The sequence below is a fragment of the Micromonospora sp. DSM 43699 genome, from assembly GCF_055517075.1.
On sequence record NZ_JBTMMT010000003.1, the window covers coordinates 1 to 17,038 of the forward strand.

9 protein-coding genes, 3 pseudogenes and 1 riboswitch are annotated in these 17,038 nt (G+C 71.0%); of the genes and pseudogenes, 8 read left to right on the plus strand and 4 right to left on the minus strand.

Annotation, left to right across the window (positions count from 1 at the left end; all coding sequences use genetic code 11):
• Positions 1 to 101: 101 nt before the first annotated feature.
• From AC0AIB_RS02570 to AC0AIB_RS02595, 6 genes and pseudogenes are all read left to right on the plus strand, one after another.
• Positions 102 to 5,543: an RHS repeat-associated core domain-containing protein gene (locus AC0AIB_RS02570; protein ID WP_465095920.1), complete on the plus strand. Its 5,442-nt coding sequence runs from the start codon at positions 102 to 104 to the stop codon at positions 5,541 to 5,543.
• A 57-nt stretch (positions 5,544 to 5,600) separates the two neighbouring features.
• Complete coding sequence (locus AC0AIB_RS02575) at positions 5,601 to 6,044, plus strand: hypothetical protein (RefSeq protein WP_328345390.1); 444 nt, start codon at positions 5,601 to 5,603, stop codon at positions 6,042 to 6,044.
• A gap of 3 nt (positions 6,045 to 6,047) precedes the next feature.
• Positions 6,048 to 7,535, plus strand: a complete 1,488-nt coding sequence (locus tag AC0AIB_RS02580) for a DUF7405 family protein (protein WP_328345392.1) — start codon at positions 6,048 to 6,050, stop codon at positions 7,533 to 7,535.
• Between the two features lie 445 nt (positions 7,536 to 7,980).
• The gene (locus AC0AIB_RS02585; protein ID WP_328345394.1) at positions 7,981 to 8,793 is read left to right on the plus strand and encodes a methyltransferase; all 813 of its coding nucleotides are present in this window, start codon (positions 7,981 to 7,983) and stop codon (positions 8,791 to 8,793) included.
• Positions 8,794 to 9,375: 582 nt separating this feature from the next.
• Complete coding sequence (locus AC0AIB_RS02590) at positions 9,376 to 10,782, plus strand: NAD(P)/FAD-dependent oxidoreductase (protein ID WP_465095921.1); 1,407 nt, start codon at positions 9,376 to 9,378, stop codon at positions 10,780 to 10,782.
• Positions 10,776 to 10,920 (plus strand): annotated as a pseudogene (locus AC0AIB_RS02595) (IS701 family transposase); the annotation flags it as partial. The gene AC0AIB_RS02590 and the pseudogene AC0AIB_RS02595, both read left to right, overlap by 7 nt.
• A gap of 240 nt (positions 10,921 to 11,160) precedes the next feature.
• Here AC0AIB_RS02595 and AC0AIB_RS02600 read toward each other — a convergent pair.
• From AC0AIB_RS02600 to AC0AIB_RS02610, 3 genes and pseudogenes are all read right to left on the minus strand, one after another.
• A pseudogene (locus AC0AIB_RS02600) lies at positions 11,161 to 11,763 on the minus strand (phosphoglycerate mutase family protein); the annotation flags it as partial.
• A 113-nt stretch (positions 11,764 to 11,876) separates the two neighbouring features.
• A complete protein-coding gene (locus AC0AIB_RS02605) occupies positions 11,877 to 13,415 on the minus strand; it encodes a cellulase family glycosylhydrolase (protein ID WP_465095922.1) in 1,539 nt (512 codons plus the stop codon).
• Between the two features lie 922 nt (positions 13,416 to 14,337).
• Entirely contained in the window at positions 14,338 to 15,225 is an 888-nt protein-coding gene (locus AC0AIB_RS02610; RefSeq protein ID WP_328345400.1) for a fructosamine kinase family protein, read from the minus strand.
• 365 nt (positions 15,226 to 15,590) lie between these two features.
• Here AC0AIB_RS02610 and AC0AIB_RS02615 point away from each other — a divergent pair, with 365 nt between their 5' ends.
• Positions 15,591 to 15,794 (plus strand): cytochrome P450, encoded by a 204-nt coding sequence (locus AC0AIB_RS02615; RefSeq protein ID WP_328345402.1) that lies wholly within the window; start codon positions 15,591 to 15,593, stop codon positions 15,792 to 15,794.
• On the opposite strand, the gene AC0AIB_RS02620 is transcribed toward AC0AIB_RS02615, so the two are convergent.
• The gene (locus tag AC0AIB_RS02620; protein ID WP_328345404.1) at positions 15,775 to 16,098 is read right to left on the minus strand and encodes a MarR family winged helix-turn-helix transcriptional regulator; all 324 of its coding nucleotides are present in this window, start codon (positions 16,096 to 16,098) and stop codon (positions 15,775 to 15,777) included. The genes AC0AIB_RS02615 and AC0AIB_RS02620 overlap by 20 nt on opposite strands.
• Before the next feature lie 395 nt (positions 16,099 to 16,493).
• Positions 16,494 to 16,692: riboswitch (cobalamin riboswitch) on the plus strand.
• 37 nt (positions 16,693 to 16,729) lie between these two features.
• Between AC0AIB_RS02620 and AC0AIB_RS02625 the strand changes: the two are divergent.
• Positions 16,730 to 16,960 (plus strand): annotated as a pseudogene (locus tag AC0AIB_RS02625) (nitroreductase family protein); the annotation flags it as partial.
• Between the last annotated feature and the right edge of the window lie 78 nt (positions 16,961 to 17,038).

Sequence of the window (17,038 nt, forward strand, 5' to 3'; positions counted from 1 at the left end):
CGTACAACGCGACGGCGATCGTGCGTAAGCCGGACGGGTCGAACCTGACCAGCAGCGGGTACTGCGGGGCGAGCTGTTTCTTCGACGTGACCACGTTGCCGGTGGCCGGCACGTACAGCATCCTGCTCAACCCCGACGCGGCCTACACCGGCGCGGTGACCCTGCGGGTCTACGACGTGCCGGCGGACGCGGCGGTCGGTGCCACCGTCGGCGGCCCGGCCGTGCCGGTGACCACCACCGCCCCGGGGCAGAACGCGGTGTTGTCGTTCACGGGTGCGGCGGGTCAGCGGATCGTGGTGCAGGGCACCGGTGGCACGTACGGGACGTACAACGCGACGGCGATCGTGCGTAAGCCGGACGGGTCGAACCTGACCAGCAGCGGGTACTGCGGGGCGAGCTGTTTCTTCGACGTGACCACGTTGCCGGTGGCCGGCACGTACAGCATCCTGCTGAACCCCGACGGCATGTACACCGGCACGGTCTCGCTGCGGATCTACGACGTCCCGGCCGACGTGGCCGCCGGCACGACGCCGGGCGGCAGCGCGGTCACCCTGACCACCGCAGCCCCCGGCCAGAACGCGGTCCTGTCGTTCCCCGGCACCGCCGGGCAGCGCATCTCGGTGCAGGGCAGCGCCGGCAGCTACGGCACCTACAACGCCACGGCGATCATCCGCAAGCCGGACGGGTCGAACCTGACCAGCAGCGCGTACTGCGGGGCGACGTGTTTCTTCGACGTCACCACCCTGCCGGTGGCCGGCACGTACAGCATCCTGCTGAACCCGGACGGCATGTACACCGGCACGGTCTCGCTGCAGGTGTACGACGTGCCGGCCGACGCCACCGCGGCCGTCACCCCGGGCGGTGCGGCAGCCACCCTGACCACCACCGTGCCCGGCCAGAACGCCACCCTCACCTTCCCCGGCAGCGCCGGCCAGGTGGTCACCGTGGCGATGACCGCCGGCACCTACACCCGCTACAACGCCACAGCGGTCATCCGCAAGCCGGACGGGACGAACCTCGGCAGCAGCGTGTACTGCGGCGACACCTGCACCCTCAGCGCGGTCACCCTGCCGGTCGCCGGCACGTACACCGTCCTGGTCGACCCGTCGGTGGGCACCGTCGGCGCCATCACCGGCGAGGTACGGCTGCCGGCCGCAGTCGCCGCCGCCGCGAAGAAGACGCCAGCGAAGAACACGCCGGTCCGGCCGGTCGGCGACGTCACCGAAACCTGGACCCCGGACCGGTTCAACCTCGCCGGTGAGGACTGGGCGAGCCACCGCACCGGCGCGTACGGCCAACTCCAGCCGGCACTGCGGGCCGACCGTGGCGTCACCGCCCTCGCCGGGCAGGCCCTGCTGCTCGACGGCAAGCCGCTCGCCGACGTCACCCTCGCGGTGGGCCGGCGCAGCACCCGCACCGACGCCACCGGCCGGTTCCTGCTCACCGGGCTCACCGCCGGCCACCACGTCCTGGTCATCGACGGGGCGACGGCGAGCCGTCCCGGCCGGGCGTTCGGCCGCTTCGAGACCGGGGTGGACCTGCGGGCGGGGGAGACCGTCGAGCTGTCGTACCCGATCTGGATGACCCGGCTCGACACCGCGAACAGCGTCCGCTTCCCCTCACCCACCCGCAGGCAGACAGTCATCACCACCCCGGCCATCCCCGGTTTCGAGGTGCGGCTGCCCCAGGGCTCGGTGATCCGCGACCGGGCCGGCAAGCGGGTCACCGAACTGTCCATCACCGCGCTGCCGGTGGACCAGCCGCCGTTCCCGCTCCCGGCCGGGGTGCGCACCCCCGTCTACTTCACCGTGCAGCCCGGCGGGTCGGTGATCCTGCCGAAGGGCGCGCAGATCATCTACCCGAACACCCAGGGCCTCGCCCCGGGCAGCCGGCTGGACTTCTGGGACTACGACCCGGGGCGCAGGCCGTGCGTCAAGACGCCGGTGAAGTCGTACCCGAAGAAGCCCGCCACGGTGGCGAAGGCCCCCGCCGTCTGCGCGGTGACCGGCGCGCAGGCCGGCTGGTACATCTACGGCCACGGCACCGTCACCCCGGACGGCCGGCAGATCGTGCCCGACCCGGACGTGCGGGTCTGGGAGTTCACCGGGGCGATGTTCAACGGCAGCGGCAAGCGTCCCGCCGGCACCGGCCCGGGTGAGGACGGCGACGCCGGCGGCGACCCGGTCGACCTGGCGAGCGGTCTCTTCGTCGACGAGCACACCGACCTGACCGTCAACGACGTGCTGCCGATCTCGATCACCCGCACCTACCGGCAGAACGACACCCAGAACCGCGAGTTCGGCATCGGGGCGAACTTCACCTACGGCATCTTCATCAACTCCAAGCAGGAGTACGTCGAGGCCGACCTGATCTTCCCGGACAGCGGCAAGGTCCACCTCGTGCGGACCAGCCCCGGCACCGGCTGGACCGACGCGGTGTTCAAGGCCGTCGACACCACCGGTCCGTTCCGGGACGCGGTGATGAGCTGGAACGGCGACGGCTGGGACCTGGTCCGCACCGACGGCATGGTCTACGTCTTCGGGGAGAACACCCCGTTGCAGTCCATCCGCGACCGGCACGGCAACCAGATCACCCTCACCCGCGCAAGCGGCGGACAGTCCGGCGACATCACCCAGATCACCTCGCCGAACGGACGTTGGATCAAGCTCAGCTACACCGGCGGCCGGGTCACCCGGGCGCAGGACAACGCGGGCCGGGCCGTGCAGTACGGCTACGACTCCGCCGGCCGGCTGACCACTGTCACCTCGCCGGGCGGCCGGACCACCACATACACCTACGACACCGCGCACCGGATGACCACCGTCACCGACGCCCGGGGCGTCACCTACCTCACCAACAGCTACGACGCCGCTGGTCGGGTGTCCGCCCAGACCATGCCCGGCGGCGTCAGCTACGGGTTCGCCTACACCACGGACGCCAACGGCCAGGTGGTGAAGACGGCGGTCACCGAATCCGACGGCAGCATCCGGGAGACCCACTTCGACGGCGACCACCGGGTGACCGCCGAGACCACCGCCGCCGGCACCGCCCACGCGCGCACCTCGACCACCACCCGGGACCCGGCCACCCACCTGCCGACCGCGCTGGTCGACCCCTACGGCCGGCGGACCACCCTCGGGTACGGCCCCAACGGGCAGCTCACCGGCCTCACCGCGCTCGCCGGCACCGCCGCCGCGCAGTCTGCCACGGTCACCTCCGGCGGGCCGTACCGGCAGCTCACCTCGGTCACCGACGACCAGGGCCGGACCACCCGGATGGAGTACGACGACGGGGGCAACCTGACCGCCGCGACCGACGCCGCCGGCCGGACCCGACGCTACGCCTACAACGCCGCCGGACAGGTCACCTCGTTCACCGACCCGCTCGGCAACGTCACCCGCTACACCTACGACCAGGGCGACCTGGTCGCGGTGACCGACCCGCTGGGCCGGACCACCCGCAGCTTCGTCGACGCCGTCGGCCGCCCGGTGGCGGTCACCGATGCCAACGGGGTGCTGGAACGGGTCCGCTACGACCCGGACAACCAGGTCGTCACCAGCACCGACGGCCTCGGCCGGGCCACCACCTTCGGCTATGACGGCAACGGCAACCTGACCACTGTCACCGACGCCCGGGGCAACAGCACAAGCGTCGTCTACGACAGCTCCGACCGCCCCGTCACCGTCACCGACCCGCGCGGAAAGCAGGCCCACCAGACCTACGACGTGCTCGGCCGGGTGGTCTCGGCCACCGACCGGCGCGGCAAGACCACCGTCACCGAGTACGACGTCCTCGGCCGCACCACCTTCATCGGGTACGGCGCCACCGCCGGCCCGACCTACGAGAGCACCAAACGGTTCGGCTACGACACCCTGGACCGGCTCACCACCGTCAACGACTCCGCCGGTGGCCTGCTCACCCTCGGCTGGAACGACCTCGACCAGGTGGTCAGCGTCGCCGGCCCGACCGGCACCGTCGGCTACAGCTACGACGCGGCCGGCCGACGCTCCGGGATGACCGTGCCCGGTCAGCCGGCGATCTCCTACGGCTACGACCAGACCGGGCTGATCGCGCGGATCACCCAGGGCGGCACCACAGCCACCTGGCAGCGGGACGCCGCCGGCCGCACCACCCGGGTCGAGCAGGCCGGCGTCACCACCCGGTACGCCTACGACGCCGCCTCCCAGCTCACCCGGCTGTCCTACGAGACCACCGGCGGGGTGCCCATCGGCGATCTCCGTTACGGCTACGACGGCACGGGTCGGGTGGCGGACCTGACCGGCAGCCTCGCCCAGGTCACCGTCCCCGCCACCGGGCCGACGGCCAGCTACGACGCGGCGAACCGGCTGACCAGCCGGGGTGCGCAGACGTTCGGCTACGACGACGAGGGCAACCTCACCGGCGACGGCGTGCGCGGCTACACCTGGAACGCCCGGGGTGAACTGACCGGGGTGACCGGGCCGGGCCTGGCCACCTCGTACGGCTACGACGCCGCCGGGCGGCTGGCCAGCCGGACCTCCGGTGCGGCCACCACCACCTTCGGCTACGACGGCCCGAACCTGGTCCGGGAGCAGACCGGCGCGGCGGTGGCCGACCGGCTCACCGCCGGGCTGGACCAGACGCTGGTCCGCGCCGACGCCGCCGGTGCCCGGGTGCCGGTCACCGACGCGCTCGGCAGCGTGCTCGGCCTGGCCGACTCCGCCGGCACGCTGACCACCCGGTACACCTACGACCCGTTCGGTGCGGTCACCGCCAGCGGCGCGACCAGCGGCAACACCCAGGGGTTCACCGGCCGGGAACGCGACGCCGACACCGGGCTGACCTACCACCGGGCCCGCTGGTACAGCCCGGAGACGGGCCGGTTCCTCAGCCAGGACCCGGCCGGGTTCGGCGGCGGCAGCACCAACCTCTACACGTACGCCCTCAACGACCCGGTCAACCTCTCCGATCCCAACGGCGACTGCCCGATCTGCGTGCCGATCCTGATCGGGGCGCTGATCGGCGGCGCCTCCTCGGTCGGCATCGGCGCGGGCCTGGCCGCGCTGACCGGGCGCAAGTACAGCGCGGGCGACGCGCTGAAGGACTTCGCCATCGGCGGTGCGCTGGGGGCGCTCACCGGCGGCCTCGGGGCGTACCTCAAGGCCGGCAGTTCGGTCTGGAAGCTCAACCAGTTCGAACGCGGCCTCGCCATCGAGGCCAAGCTCGGCGGCAACCTGCCGCGCAGCTTCCCGACCATCGACCGGTTCGCCAACGGCACCGCCACCAGCATCAAGAGCGTCGACCTGACCGCGAAGAGTTACCAGAGCGCCGGCCAGCTCACCAGCCGGTTGCAGGGCTACGTCGACAAGGCGGCCGGCTTCGCCAAGAGCAACCCGGTCAAGTGGGACGGCGTCACCATCAGACCGGGCCAGGTCGCCGCCCGGGAGCTGGAGATCGCCGTCCAACGCGGCGCGGCCACCAGCGCCCAGCAGAACGCGCTCAACCAGATCGTCCAGTACGGTGCCCAGAAGGGGGTGACCGTGCGGATCATCCCGATCAGATAGACCACCGGGGGCGTCCCACGGCAGCCTGGGGCGCCCCCCTCTCCACCGAGGACACCAATGACCAGACTCGCCGCTCTCGACCTGCGCAGAGGTCGGTACGTCGCGCACTCCTCCTCGCTGACCGGCGACGGCATGTGGATCGCCAACGGCGCATTCACGCTCCTCGACGAGCCGGTCGACGACCGGGAACTGGGCGCGGCGGTGCGCCGCATGCTCGACGCCTCGCGCACCGGGGTGCCCACCCCCGACCTGCGGGGCGGGCCGTCGGCGTTCGCGCCGGTCCTCGACGCTCTCGGCCTACGCACCTACGCCAGCTACGCCAGGGGCACCCGGCAAGTCGACGTCGAGCAGGACGCCGACGTGGTGCTGGTGAGCCCCACCCGCAACGGCGGGGCCCGGGAGGGTTTCGTCGGGCTCACCGAACACACGGTGCGGCTGACCGCCCCCGGCGACGGGGAGTTGGGCGCGGCGTTGCGCGCCGCGCTCGACCGGTCGAGCTGAGGCATGGGCGACGAGTCCCGGCTCAGCCGCCGGACCATGCTGGCCGGCGGCGCGCTGGCGATGGCCGCGTCGGCCCTCGCCGGCTGTTCGGCCGGCGGGCGTGTCCCGGCCCGCCCGGCCGCCCCCGACCCGGCGGCAGGGCTGCCCGACATCCAGTTCGACGTGGCGCGGTTCAGCGCCCCCGAGCAGTCCTCGCCCACCGGCGGCCCGTTCGTCATGCCGCCGGTGCACACCGTCTACCTGACCGCCGCGCTGTCGCGCACCCCCGGCGGCGACGACCAGCGGGAGCTGACCCGGGTGCTCGCCGCCCTGGAGTCGCGCTACCCGTTCGGCGCGGCGGACCTGATGACCTTCGTCTCCTACGGCCTGCCCTACTTTCGCCGACTACCCGGTGGTCTCACCGGTGATCTGGTCGGCGCGCACCTGCCCCGGCTGCTCGCCGACCCGACCCGGTCGGTGCTGGAGGAGGCGGTGCCCGCGCCGACCGACGTCCACCCGGACAACCCGGGGGTGACCAAGAGACGGTTCACCGTGCCGGTCCGGATCGAGGACAACGACCTGCTGTTCACCTTCCGCAGCGACCGGGCGGCGGTCATCCAGGACGTGCTGGCCTGGTTCGACGGCAACGGCACGCTCGCCGGCCGGCCGACAGCCCCGCCCGCCTTCGCCGGGCTGCTCACGGTCACCTCCAGCCGGCACATGTTCACCCAGGTCGGCCTGCCCCGCTCGGTGGCCGAGCAGAACCAGCTGCCGTACGCCAGGTTCATCCAGCCCGACTCGCCGATGTGGATGGGCTTCTCCGACCAGCAGGTCAATGCCTCCGGGCCGCCGGAGATCTGCACCTTCGCCGGCCACCCCTCGGCCCGGCTGAGCACCGCCCGCCCCGGCGACTACCTGGACAACGGCGGCATCCAGCACCTGTCGCACGTCATCCTCGACATGCTCCAGTTCTACGACATGGCCGCGCCGGGCACCCCGCCCAGCGAGAACGGCAACTTCACCAAGCGGGTGCAGTACATGTTCCACGCCCCGCCGGTGCATCCCGGCAACCCCGACCAGCTCACCGACGGCGGCGGCCCGTCCTTCCTCGCCGCCGAGAACCGTGGGCCGGACTACGCCGAGCGCACCGCCCGGGGGATCGGCCTGCCCCGGGGCGAGCGGCGGATGGGTCACCTGTCCACCCTCCAGCGCAGCTCCCGGGCGTCGGACGGCACCCCCATGCACCTGCGGGTGGACGGGCCGGGCTTCGACCCGATGGACGTGCCCGACGGCAGCAGCCAGCCGAAGCTGCACTTCAGCGTCTTCGTGCCGACCGCGGACTTCTTCACCCGGATGCGGCGCAGCCAGGCATCGGTGGACCTGGTGCGCAAGCATCGCGTGGCCGAGCAGGACAACGGCCTGGAACGCTTCCTGACCTGCACCCGTCGACAGAACTTCCTGGTTCCGCCCCGGCGCCACCGGGCCTTCCCGCTCGTGGAGCTGGCCGGGTAGGCCATGTCCCGCGTGATGAAAGCTGCACACGCGTACGAGGTGAAGGCCGAGCGCGATGACTCGATGCCGCTGCCACGCGCAACAGGGATGATCGACATCGGGACCTCCCGTGCAAGCGGAGGATCTGGTATTCAGCCCCCGCGTTCTCCTCGACGTCCGGTCACTCTCCTCCCAGCCGCCGACCACGAGCAGGAAACCCTGTTCGCACTGTTACAGGGCCGCACGGGGAATCGCTGTACACGCAGCGGGTACCAACCCCCTCAACGTGACGACGATGGTGCGAGGAGTTGCTGGTGACCACCTACACCCTGCCGACATGCCGTACGACTATGTGCGCTGGAATGGAGGTGTGAGTTCATCGCAGCCCCTCGACGACCCTGGGTCCGAGTCGGAGCCGACCGAAGGTGTACGGGCGAACACGGCAGGCGCGGAGTCCGGGCCCCCAGTGCCGCGTACCCCCGGGTCTGCCCCGGACCGCCGCTATCTGCTCGACAACGCCCGGGTGGAGGCGGGCGAGCGGTTCACCTGGCTGGCTGAGCTGTTCGACGGTGTCACCCGGGGGCACTTCGACCGGCTCGGAGTGCAGGCGGGCTGGCGCTGCTGGGAGGTCGGTGCCGGAGGCCCCAGCATTCCGGAGGCGCTGGCCGCCGCCGTCGGACCCTCCGGTCACGTACTGGCCACGGACATCGATCCCGCCTGGTTGGACCCGTACGGCGGGTACGAGGTTGTCCGGCACGACATCGTCGGGGATCCGCCGCCGCAGCCAGGAGCGTTCGACCTGGTGCACGCCCGGCTCGTGCTCGTCCACGTGCCCGACCGGGCCCGGGCGTTGGCGACGATGGTGGCGGCGTTGCGGCCCGGCGGCTGGCTGGTGGTCGAGGACGCGGACACCGAGCTACAGCCGCTGGCCTGCCTCGACGAGGTCGGCCCGGCGCAGCAGCGCGCCAACCGGCTACGGCGAGCCGTCCGGGAGTTGATGACCCGTCGGGGCGCGGACCTGCGCTATGGCCGTACCCTGCCGAGGACGTTGCGTGCGGCCGGCCTGGTCGAGGTCAGCGCGACCGGCTGCTTCCCGGTCGGCGGGGTGGCCTGCGACCGGCTGGAGACCGCGACGGTGCGCATGGTCCGCGCCGACTTGCTCGCCGCCGGGCTGGCCACTGACGCCGAGATCGACGCGCACCTGGCCGCTGTCGACGCCGGCGAGCTCGATCTCACCCTCGCGCCGCTGGTTTCGGCATGGGGACGTCGACCGGGGTAGTCCCTGCACGTCGGTGCGGCACGACCGGATCAGCCCCCGGTAGGGCTCCGGCCCGGTCGACCGTCGGGCCGCTCTCGCGCGGGCCCGGCGCCACCCGGGGAGCCCGGGCGGGTGTCCATCCGCCAGGGTGTGCGGCCGGGTGCTCGGATAAGTGGTTGTCGCCGCCCGTTCAATATCTTGACCCCCGTATGCCAAATTTGGTAAGGCCGACACATTCCGTCCGTGCGGTATCGGGCGAGCAGGCGGGCCTGGGACGCCTTGCGAATCTCGGATGATCGGTGAAGCGAAGCGGTGATCGATACCTCTTTCATGTACGATCGTCTATCGTTGCCGTACGAGGACGGGGGTCGCCTGTGCTGCTTCGTTCGTCATCGAGTGCGCCACATCCGGCGCACATCCGTCGGTACGGGTTTGCCGCCGGGGCGGACGGCCTGCGCCTGCGTCCTCGCCGTCATCTGCGCCAGCGGCAGCTCCGGGCTGGTACGGCTGGTCGAGCCGCGGCTCGACTCCAGGAAAGTCGTCGTCACATCGTCGGCGAACCCATCCCCTTGGCTACGGCCGGAACGGCAAGGTGGCAACGACATGAAGGTTCTCGTCATCGGCGGTGGTCCGGCCGGGAGCACTGCGGCAACGGCGATGGCCCAGGCCGGGCTCGACGTGCAGCTCATCGAGAGCGCCCATTTTCCGCGATACCACGTGGGTGAGTCGCTCACGCCGTCGTGCCGGGTGGTGCTGGACGTGATCGGTGTGTCGAAAATCCTCGATGACTATGGTTTCGTGAAAAAGAACGGAGGTGTCATCCACTGGGATGACGACCAGTGGACGTTTGATTGGCACATGCAGTCCGGCGTGCAGTCGTGGCAGGTGGATCGGAGCGAGTTCGACACGCTGCTGCTGGAGCACGCCCGCCAGAACGGCGTCAGCGTCACCACCGGCGTCACCGGTCGGTCGGTTCGGTTCGCCGACGGCAGGCCGGTGGCCGTGGAGTGCTTCCGGGACGACGGTGAGTCGTTCACTGTCGGTGATTTCGACTTTCTGATCGACGCCACCGGGCGTAACGGGCTGCTCAGCGCCCGGCACTTCGGCAACCGTGAACCCCTGAGTAACCTACGGAATGTCGGCGTCTGGGGTTACTGGACCGGTGCCAGGCTACTGCCCGAAACGCCGACCGGAGGTATTAATATCATCTCTTCGCCGGAGGGTTGGTACTGGGTTATCCCGATGGCCGGTGGGCGAATGAGTATCGGTTACGTCACCACCAAGGACGCCTTCGCGCGTGACCGTCGCGAGCACCCGTCGTCGGATGAACTGTACCGGCACCTTGTCGCAGTCTCGCCGACCGTGGCGGGCCTGACCGCGGGGGCGGAGTTCCTTGGTGGTACGAGGGTCGAGACCGACTACTCGTACATCGCAGACCAGTTCTGCGGCCCAGGTTACGCGATCGTGGGCGACGCGGCGTGTTTTCTGGATCCGCTCCTGTCCACCGGCGTGCACCTCGCGCTCTACAGCGCGTTGACCGCAGCCGCATGTGTTGCTTCGATGGACCGTGGCGAGGTCAGCGAAACGGAGGCCCTGAGGTTCTTCGAATTCGTCTACCGTCGCGCGTACATGCGCCTCTTCGCGTTGGTGAGCATCATGTACGAGCGCTATCTCGGGAAGGACGGCTTCTTTCTCACGTCCGATCGGTTGATCGGAGACGAGCAATCGGGGAAGGCGGAGGATGGCGTTTCCTCCCGTTCCTTCGCCGAGATCATCGGTGGTCTGTCCGACCTGCGTGAGGCGGCCCACTCGTCCACCCGTGTCATCACGGACCAACTGCGGGTGGAGGCGGTGAGAGCGCAGATGCGGTCAGTGCGTGCACCGGACTCCGTCGGGCCCGACTTCACCCCGGTGCGGGGCAACCCTCTCTCCGATGCGGAGTCGGCTGACTACCGCCTCGTCACCAGCCCGCAACTCGGCCTCGAGCGGGTGCGTGAAGCGCGCCCCTGACCGAGTTGGGCTGCCTGGCCAAGAGCCGCTGGCGCGTCGAGCACGACCACGGCGAACCCGAGACCGCCCTCGGGCTCGACGACCGCGCGACGCTCCTGGACCGGCTGGCACCGCCACCTCACCCCCGCCGACGGGTAGTCGGCCATCGTGGCACCTGCTCGGGCGTGGGGTTTGAGCGTCCGAGCAGGCCGCGCCCCTGGTCCAGGTCGACCGGGGAGGCTCGCTCTCCGCGCTGGGCACGGGCTGTTGAGGTCGCCCCGCGAGGGCATTTCCCTGTCCGTGGCGGTGGGGTTCCCTGGTCAGGTGAGGGGTGGCGGCGAACCCGACGAGGTCGGGACGGCCCCGGGTACGGGTGCAGCGGGTAAGGGAGGTGTTGGTGACGGGGGTGGCGGCGAGGATCGCGTCGAGGTCGGCGAACGACAGCCCTTCGAGGACGCGACGGACGGCGACGAGCACGGCATCATGGGCCACCACCCACACCGGCGGCCGGCGTGGTGGCTGTCCAGGTCGGCCAGGACCGCGCGGACCCGGCAGGCGACGTCGTCGTACGCCTCGCCGCCCGGCGGCCAGTAGGCGTAGAGGCCGTCGGCGGTGAGCCGGGCCGCCTCGGCGGGAAGCCGATCGGCGATCATCAGCGGGGTTCAACAGCACCAGATCGCCCATGTGCCGGTCACCCACCCGGACGTCGACCTCGGCCGGCGGGCAGGGGACGCCGAGCGAACCGGCGGTCTCGACCACCTGTGCCCAGGTCTGCCGGGCCCGTCGGCACGGGGAGCAGAGGACACGGTCGGGACGCTCGTCGGCGGACTGGGCCGCGAGCCAGTGGCCGAGCCGGGCGGCCTGCTGCCAGCCCAGCGGCGACAGCTCGACATCGACGTCACGGCCGGTGAGCCCGTGTGCGGCGACACCGCGGGCATGGGCGTCGGCGAAGGCGACGTTCTGCCCGTGGCGGACGGTGGTCCACCTCGCGACGGCGTCCATGGACCCACTTTGCACCACACAACACCACGACCCGCTGCGCGCCGCCGCCCCGGAACCGAAAGGGTCGGCCCCCGGCCGGCCACCTCGCGTGCGGCTGGCCGGCCGGGAGAGCCTCAGAGGTACGGGTTCTGGGTCAGTAGGTGGGCTTTGAAGCCCTCGCCGATGCCGGGTTCCGGGGTGCCGGCCCAGTCCTTGATGAGCACGGCGCCGCTGGTGCAGCCCCAGGGGTTCCAGGTCCAGGCGAGGTAGCTCAGGTCGTGCTCGTCGGCCCAGTTCACCAGTTGCCGCATGTAGTCGAAGGCGCAGTTGTCCTGGCCGAACTCGCCGATCACGATCGGGACGTGCTGGGTGAGCGGGGCGATCTGGCTGTCCCAGCAGGATTCGGTGGCGCAGGCGTTGAAGCTGTAGGCGTGCCACGACGCGGCGATGTTGTGCAGCGGGTCGTTCGGCCTGTAGGTCAGCCACTCCCGCATGTCGTTGGCCCATTCCAGGCCGCCGATCATGAGCAGGTTGGTGGCGCCGGTGGCGCGGACCGCGTCGACGAGGTCCTGCATGCCGGCCACCTCGTAGGGCAGGCCGGTGCAGGTGCCGCCGTCACGTAGGCACTGCCAGCCCAGGGTCTTGTCCCAGTCGGCGGGCATGTCGGGGTAGGGCTCGTTGAACAGGTCGAACACGACCGCGTCGTTGCCCTTGAACGCGTTGGCGACGCCGGTCCAGAACTGGGGGGCGTACCGCGCGTCCGGCATCGGCTTCTGGCAGGTGGCGTGTTCGTCCTTGCAGTGCCAGTCCGGGCTGTTGGGGTAGGCGCCCCAGGTCCAGTGCAGGTCGAGGATGACGTTGATGCCGTTGGCGACGAGCAGGTTCACGTAGTCCTTGACGCCCTGTTGGTAGGTGACGCCGCTGGGCGAGCCGTTGAGGCCGAGCCAGCATTCTTCGTTCAGCGGAACCCGCACGGCGTGGATGTTCCAGGTCTTCATCGCATCGATCGAGGCCTGGTCGACCGGTCCGGAGTCCCACAGGCCCTTGCCCTGCACGCAGGCGAACTCTCCGCTGGAGCGGCTGACCCCCAGCAGCCGGTACGGCTTGCCGGCCGCGGTGACGATCTGGTTCCCGGACACCCGCAGCGCCGGTGCCGACCCGGTGGGCGGCGGCGTGGTCGGTGGCGGAGTCGTCGGCGGCGGAGTGGTGGGCGGTGGCGTGGTGGGGGGTGGGGTGGTCGGGTCTGTGGTGGGGGTGGGCACCGGCCCGGTGCACGTGGTGCCGTTGAGGGCGAACGACGTGGGCACCGGGTTCGCGCCGCTCCACGAGCCGCCGAACCCGATCGACGTCGAGACGCCGGTGCCCAGCGCTCCGTTCCAACTCATGCTGGCGGCCGACACCTGGGTGCCGGCCTGGGCCCAGGTCGCACTCCAGCCCTGGGTGACGTGCTGGCCAGCGCTGGGGAAGTCGAAGGTCAACGTCCAGCCGGAGACCGCGTCGCCCAGGTTGGTGACGGCGACGTCGGCGGTGAACCCGCCCGGCCACTGGCTCTGCACCGTGTAGGTGACCGAGCAGCCTTTGGCGGCCGCCGCAGCGGGGAGGGTGGCTGTTGCGGTGCCACCCAACATCAGCACGCTGGCACCGGCGGCCAGCAGCGCATGACGGTGTTTCATCTGATCTCCAAGAGTCTGGTGAGAGATCGATGGGAGCGCTTCCATGCATCCTTTATTGCCTTGTTTACGAAAGTCAATACACCGCAGGTTCGTGTTCGGACCGTGGACGGCCGCAGCGCGGCAGGACCGGCCAGGTGGTGAGTGCAGTAGCCTGGCGAGGCGGCGAGATGGGGACGTGGCGGTGGCGAGCAGCCCGATCTGGGCCGGCCGGCCGAAGACACGTGGCCTGGTGCTGCACGTGATCAGGTCGGCGCGCAGCATCAGCCGGGTGGAACTCGCGGCGGCGACGGGGTTCAACTCGGACGCAACACCTGCGTGATCGTGGTCGTCGACCTGGCGGGCCGGCAGGTGGCCCGCGCATCGTTCCAGGGGGCGTCGATGCGCCGCAGCGGGCGTTGCCGCTGGTGGGCTCACAGGTGGGCGCGCTGCTGGCCTCGGCGGCAGTCGACCGTCACCGGGTGCTGGGAGTCGGCCTGGTCAGTTACGGGCCACAGGATCGGCGCGCGGGTGTGCTTCTTCCTCGGGTGGCTCACCCTCGCGACCGCGTACCGCGGAGAGTAGTTCGGCCAGTGGCACGCCACTGGAAGCGGGCGGCGTCGAGCTTGGCCAGGAACGTCGGCCGGCGGCGGTGTTCTGCGCGCAACGTCTCCAGGTACGCGTCGAATCGGGTGCTCTCGCCGGGGGCCGCGTACGCTTCGCGCAGGCGGGACAGCAGCGTGATCGTCTTGTCGTGGCGGCCTGTGGTTCCGGTCCGGGCTTGTTGATCACGCCTGGTGACCGAGGTGGGATCGGCAGATATCAAGGCCAGCCGCCGGACCAGACGGGTGACCTGCCCACCCGGTGGCTTTGTCGCCGGCTACGTGCCGTTTGCCTTAGTCACGAGGCCGGCGATCTCCCGGCTCGATGGGCTGACCACACCCGGTCAGGCCTTCGACCGAAACGGTGCCAGCGTGGCGCGGATCGTCTCGGCGGCACCCCAGTCGTCGTCGAACTGGGCCAGGACGGCCAAGTGTTGCCGCAACTGGATGATCGGCATGCGGGCAGGCCAGTCGGCGTCGAGACCGGTCAGCTCGGCATAGACGTCGAAGAACCGACGCGACTCCGGCGGAGGTGACGTGATCCAGAGGTGGGCCAGGTCCACCTCGGCCCACATGTATGACACTGCCGGATCGATGACCGTCGCTCGCCCGTCCGCAGTCGCCAGCACGTTCTGGGCCCACAGGTCCCCGTGCGTCAGGCAGGCCGGCCGGACCGGCAGCAGCTCGGGGAGGCGAGCACACAACCGCTCCAGCGCGGCCCGGTCGGCGGGTTCGAGCGCCGCCTCGACGCGCGGCTCGGAGAGCCAGCGGAGCAACCGGCGCTCGGCGAAGAATGCGAAGCCGTCGTCGGCCCACGCATTCATCTGCCGACGGCGACCCAACCAGTTGTCGCGGTGCCATCCGAAGCGGGGATGGATGGTGCTCGTGTGCGCCTGGGCGAGCGCGTGGGCGAACTGCTCCCAGAAAGCTACCTCGCTTGGTCTCGGCTGTAGCAGCGACAGCACGAGCAACTCGTGGTTCGCCACGATCACCTCGGGTGTCGCCAGTCCTCCGCGCTCCCGCAGGGCCGCCAGCCCTTCGGCCTCCGCGACAAAGGCGTCACCGTCGCCGTCGGGCGCTTCGGCGAAGGCTTTGACGAAGACCGACGGCGCGTCCCTGCGGTGGGCTATTCCGGCGAGCGCGGCAAGTCCACCGCTGACCGGCGTGATGGTGACGATGTCGCGGATCCCCGTCCGCGACAACCGCTCCGCCAGCGGATCTGTCAGGAACATCGGCAGTGGTCTCCTCCGGTCGGGGGCGTGCCGGGATCTTCCGGAGTCACGGTGACCATCCCAGCACATCCGCGTTAGGACAGGCCCTTCCGGAACCTTCCGACGCACCGCAGTAGGCGGCGATGACGCCCGCCCGGGTGAGCCGTTGGTGTCGGTCGGCGTTGGGGCGGCGGTGGCCAAGGCCGTCGGCTCGGGTTGGCGGGTCGACCCGGACGGCCGTCCGTTGTGTGCACCCGCGCGGGCGGAACGGCAGGCCGGTGAACGGTTCGCGCCCGGCGTGGTCGTGCAGACCCTACGCCGGGGGTGCTCTCCATCGAACTCGTCAACTGGTAGTCCGGGGGTCAGACCGCCGCGGAGGTGGGCTGGTGCCACTCGGGCTGGCGCACGCCAACGTCGACGAGCGGTTCATCGCGGAGTCCGTCCGCTTCGATGTCGGCCGCGTCCCGAACCGGCATCTGGCCTTCGGCCACGGGCGGCACTTCTGCGCGGGCGCGCCGCTGGCCCGGCTGGAACTCCAGCACTCTTCGTGTGTGCCGGTGACCTGGCAGCTCAGGGTGGCGGGATGTTGACCAGGCGGCGCAGCAGGTCGATGAACTGGGCGCGTTCGGCCACCGTGAACCGGTCGAGCAGGTCGTTCTGAGCGCCGTCGACAAGCGTGTCCATCTCCCGCATCCGGGCGGTTCCGGCGTCGGTGATGTGAACGACGTTGCGGCGCCGGTCCACCGGGTCGGGTTCCCGGCGGAGCAGGCCGTCGGCCTCCATCCCGTTCAGGGTGGTGACAGCGTCGCCCCGGTCGATGCCCAGCCGGCGGCACAGCTCTGCCTGGCTGATCCCGCCGAACTCGTCGAGCGCGGCGGGGATGCCGTACCGCATCCGGTCGCCGGGGCGATCCAGGTGCGTCCCGACGACCCGGTTCGCGCGGGCTGCCCCGTGGTGGAGCAGCCAGGAGGTCAGCCGCTGGAGCCGAGCCGGTGGTGCCCCCGGCTGCAGGGCCGGTTCGTGAGCGAGCGGATGGGTCGGGTGATCGCCGTGTCCAGTGTGCCGTCCATCCTGGCCCCGGCCTTCGGCCGGCGGGATCCGGGCCGTCGAGCACCTGCGGCTGGTGATGGCGGAGTTGCACGTCGCCGGCCTGGGTCAGCGGCACGCTGACCACGGTGGACCGGCCGGGCGACAGCGGCAACAGTGGACCTGCAAGATCATCGCGGGCTGCGGCCGCCGCGTGCGGGGGGCGTCGCCGACCTGTGCCGCTGACGCGAGTTGGCATCCTCGACGGCATGATCGTGCGAGGTGCCCCGCGTGCGCGGGGAGAATCGGGAAGCCGGTGTGAATCCGACACGGGCCCGCTGCGGTGACCGGGGAGCGACCGTCCATGCGCGAGGAGCGCAGCCACTGGCCATAAGGCCGGGAAGGCGGACGGGCTGGCGTTGATCCGGGAGTCCGAAGACCGGCCTCGCGTCGACCGCCCACCCCTCCGGGCTGGGCCGAGCGCAGCGGGAGCCTGCCTGTGGCACTCTACGACGCCATCCACCGCCGCCGGGACGTCCGGGCCCAGTTCACCGGGGCGCCGGTGCCGGCCGACACCCTGCACCGGATTCTCGACGCCGCGCATGCCGCGCCCGGCGTCGGCTACTCGCAGCCGTGGGACTCCGTCCTGGTCCGGGACCCCGACCTCCGCCGCCGGTGCCACCGGCACGTACAGGCCGGGCGGGCCACGTTCGCCGCCACCCTGGACGGTCCGCGCCGGCACGTTCGATCACCGGCAGCTCCCAACCCGCCCGCGGCGGAGGGGACCGCGACGCCGGCCAGACGCAGC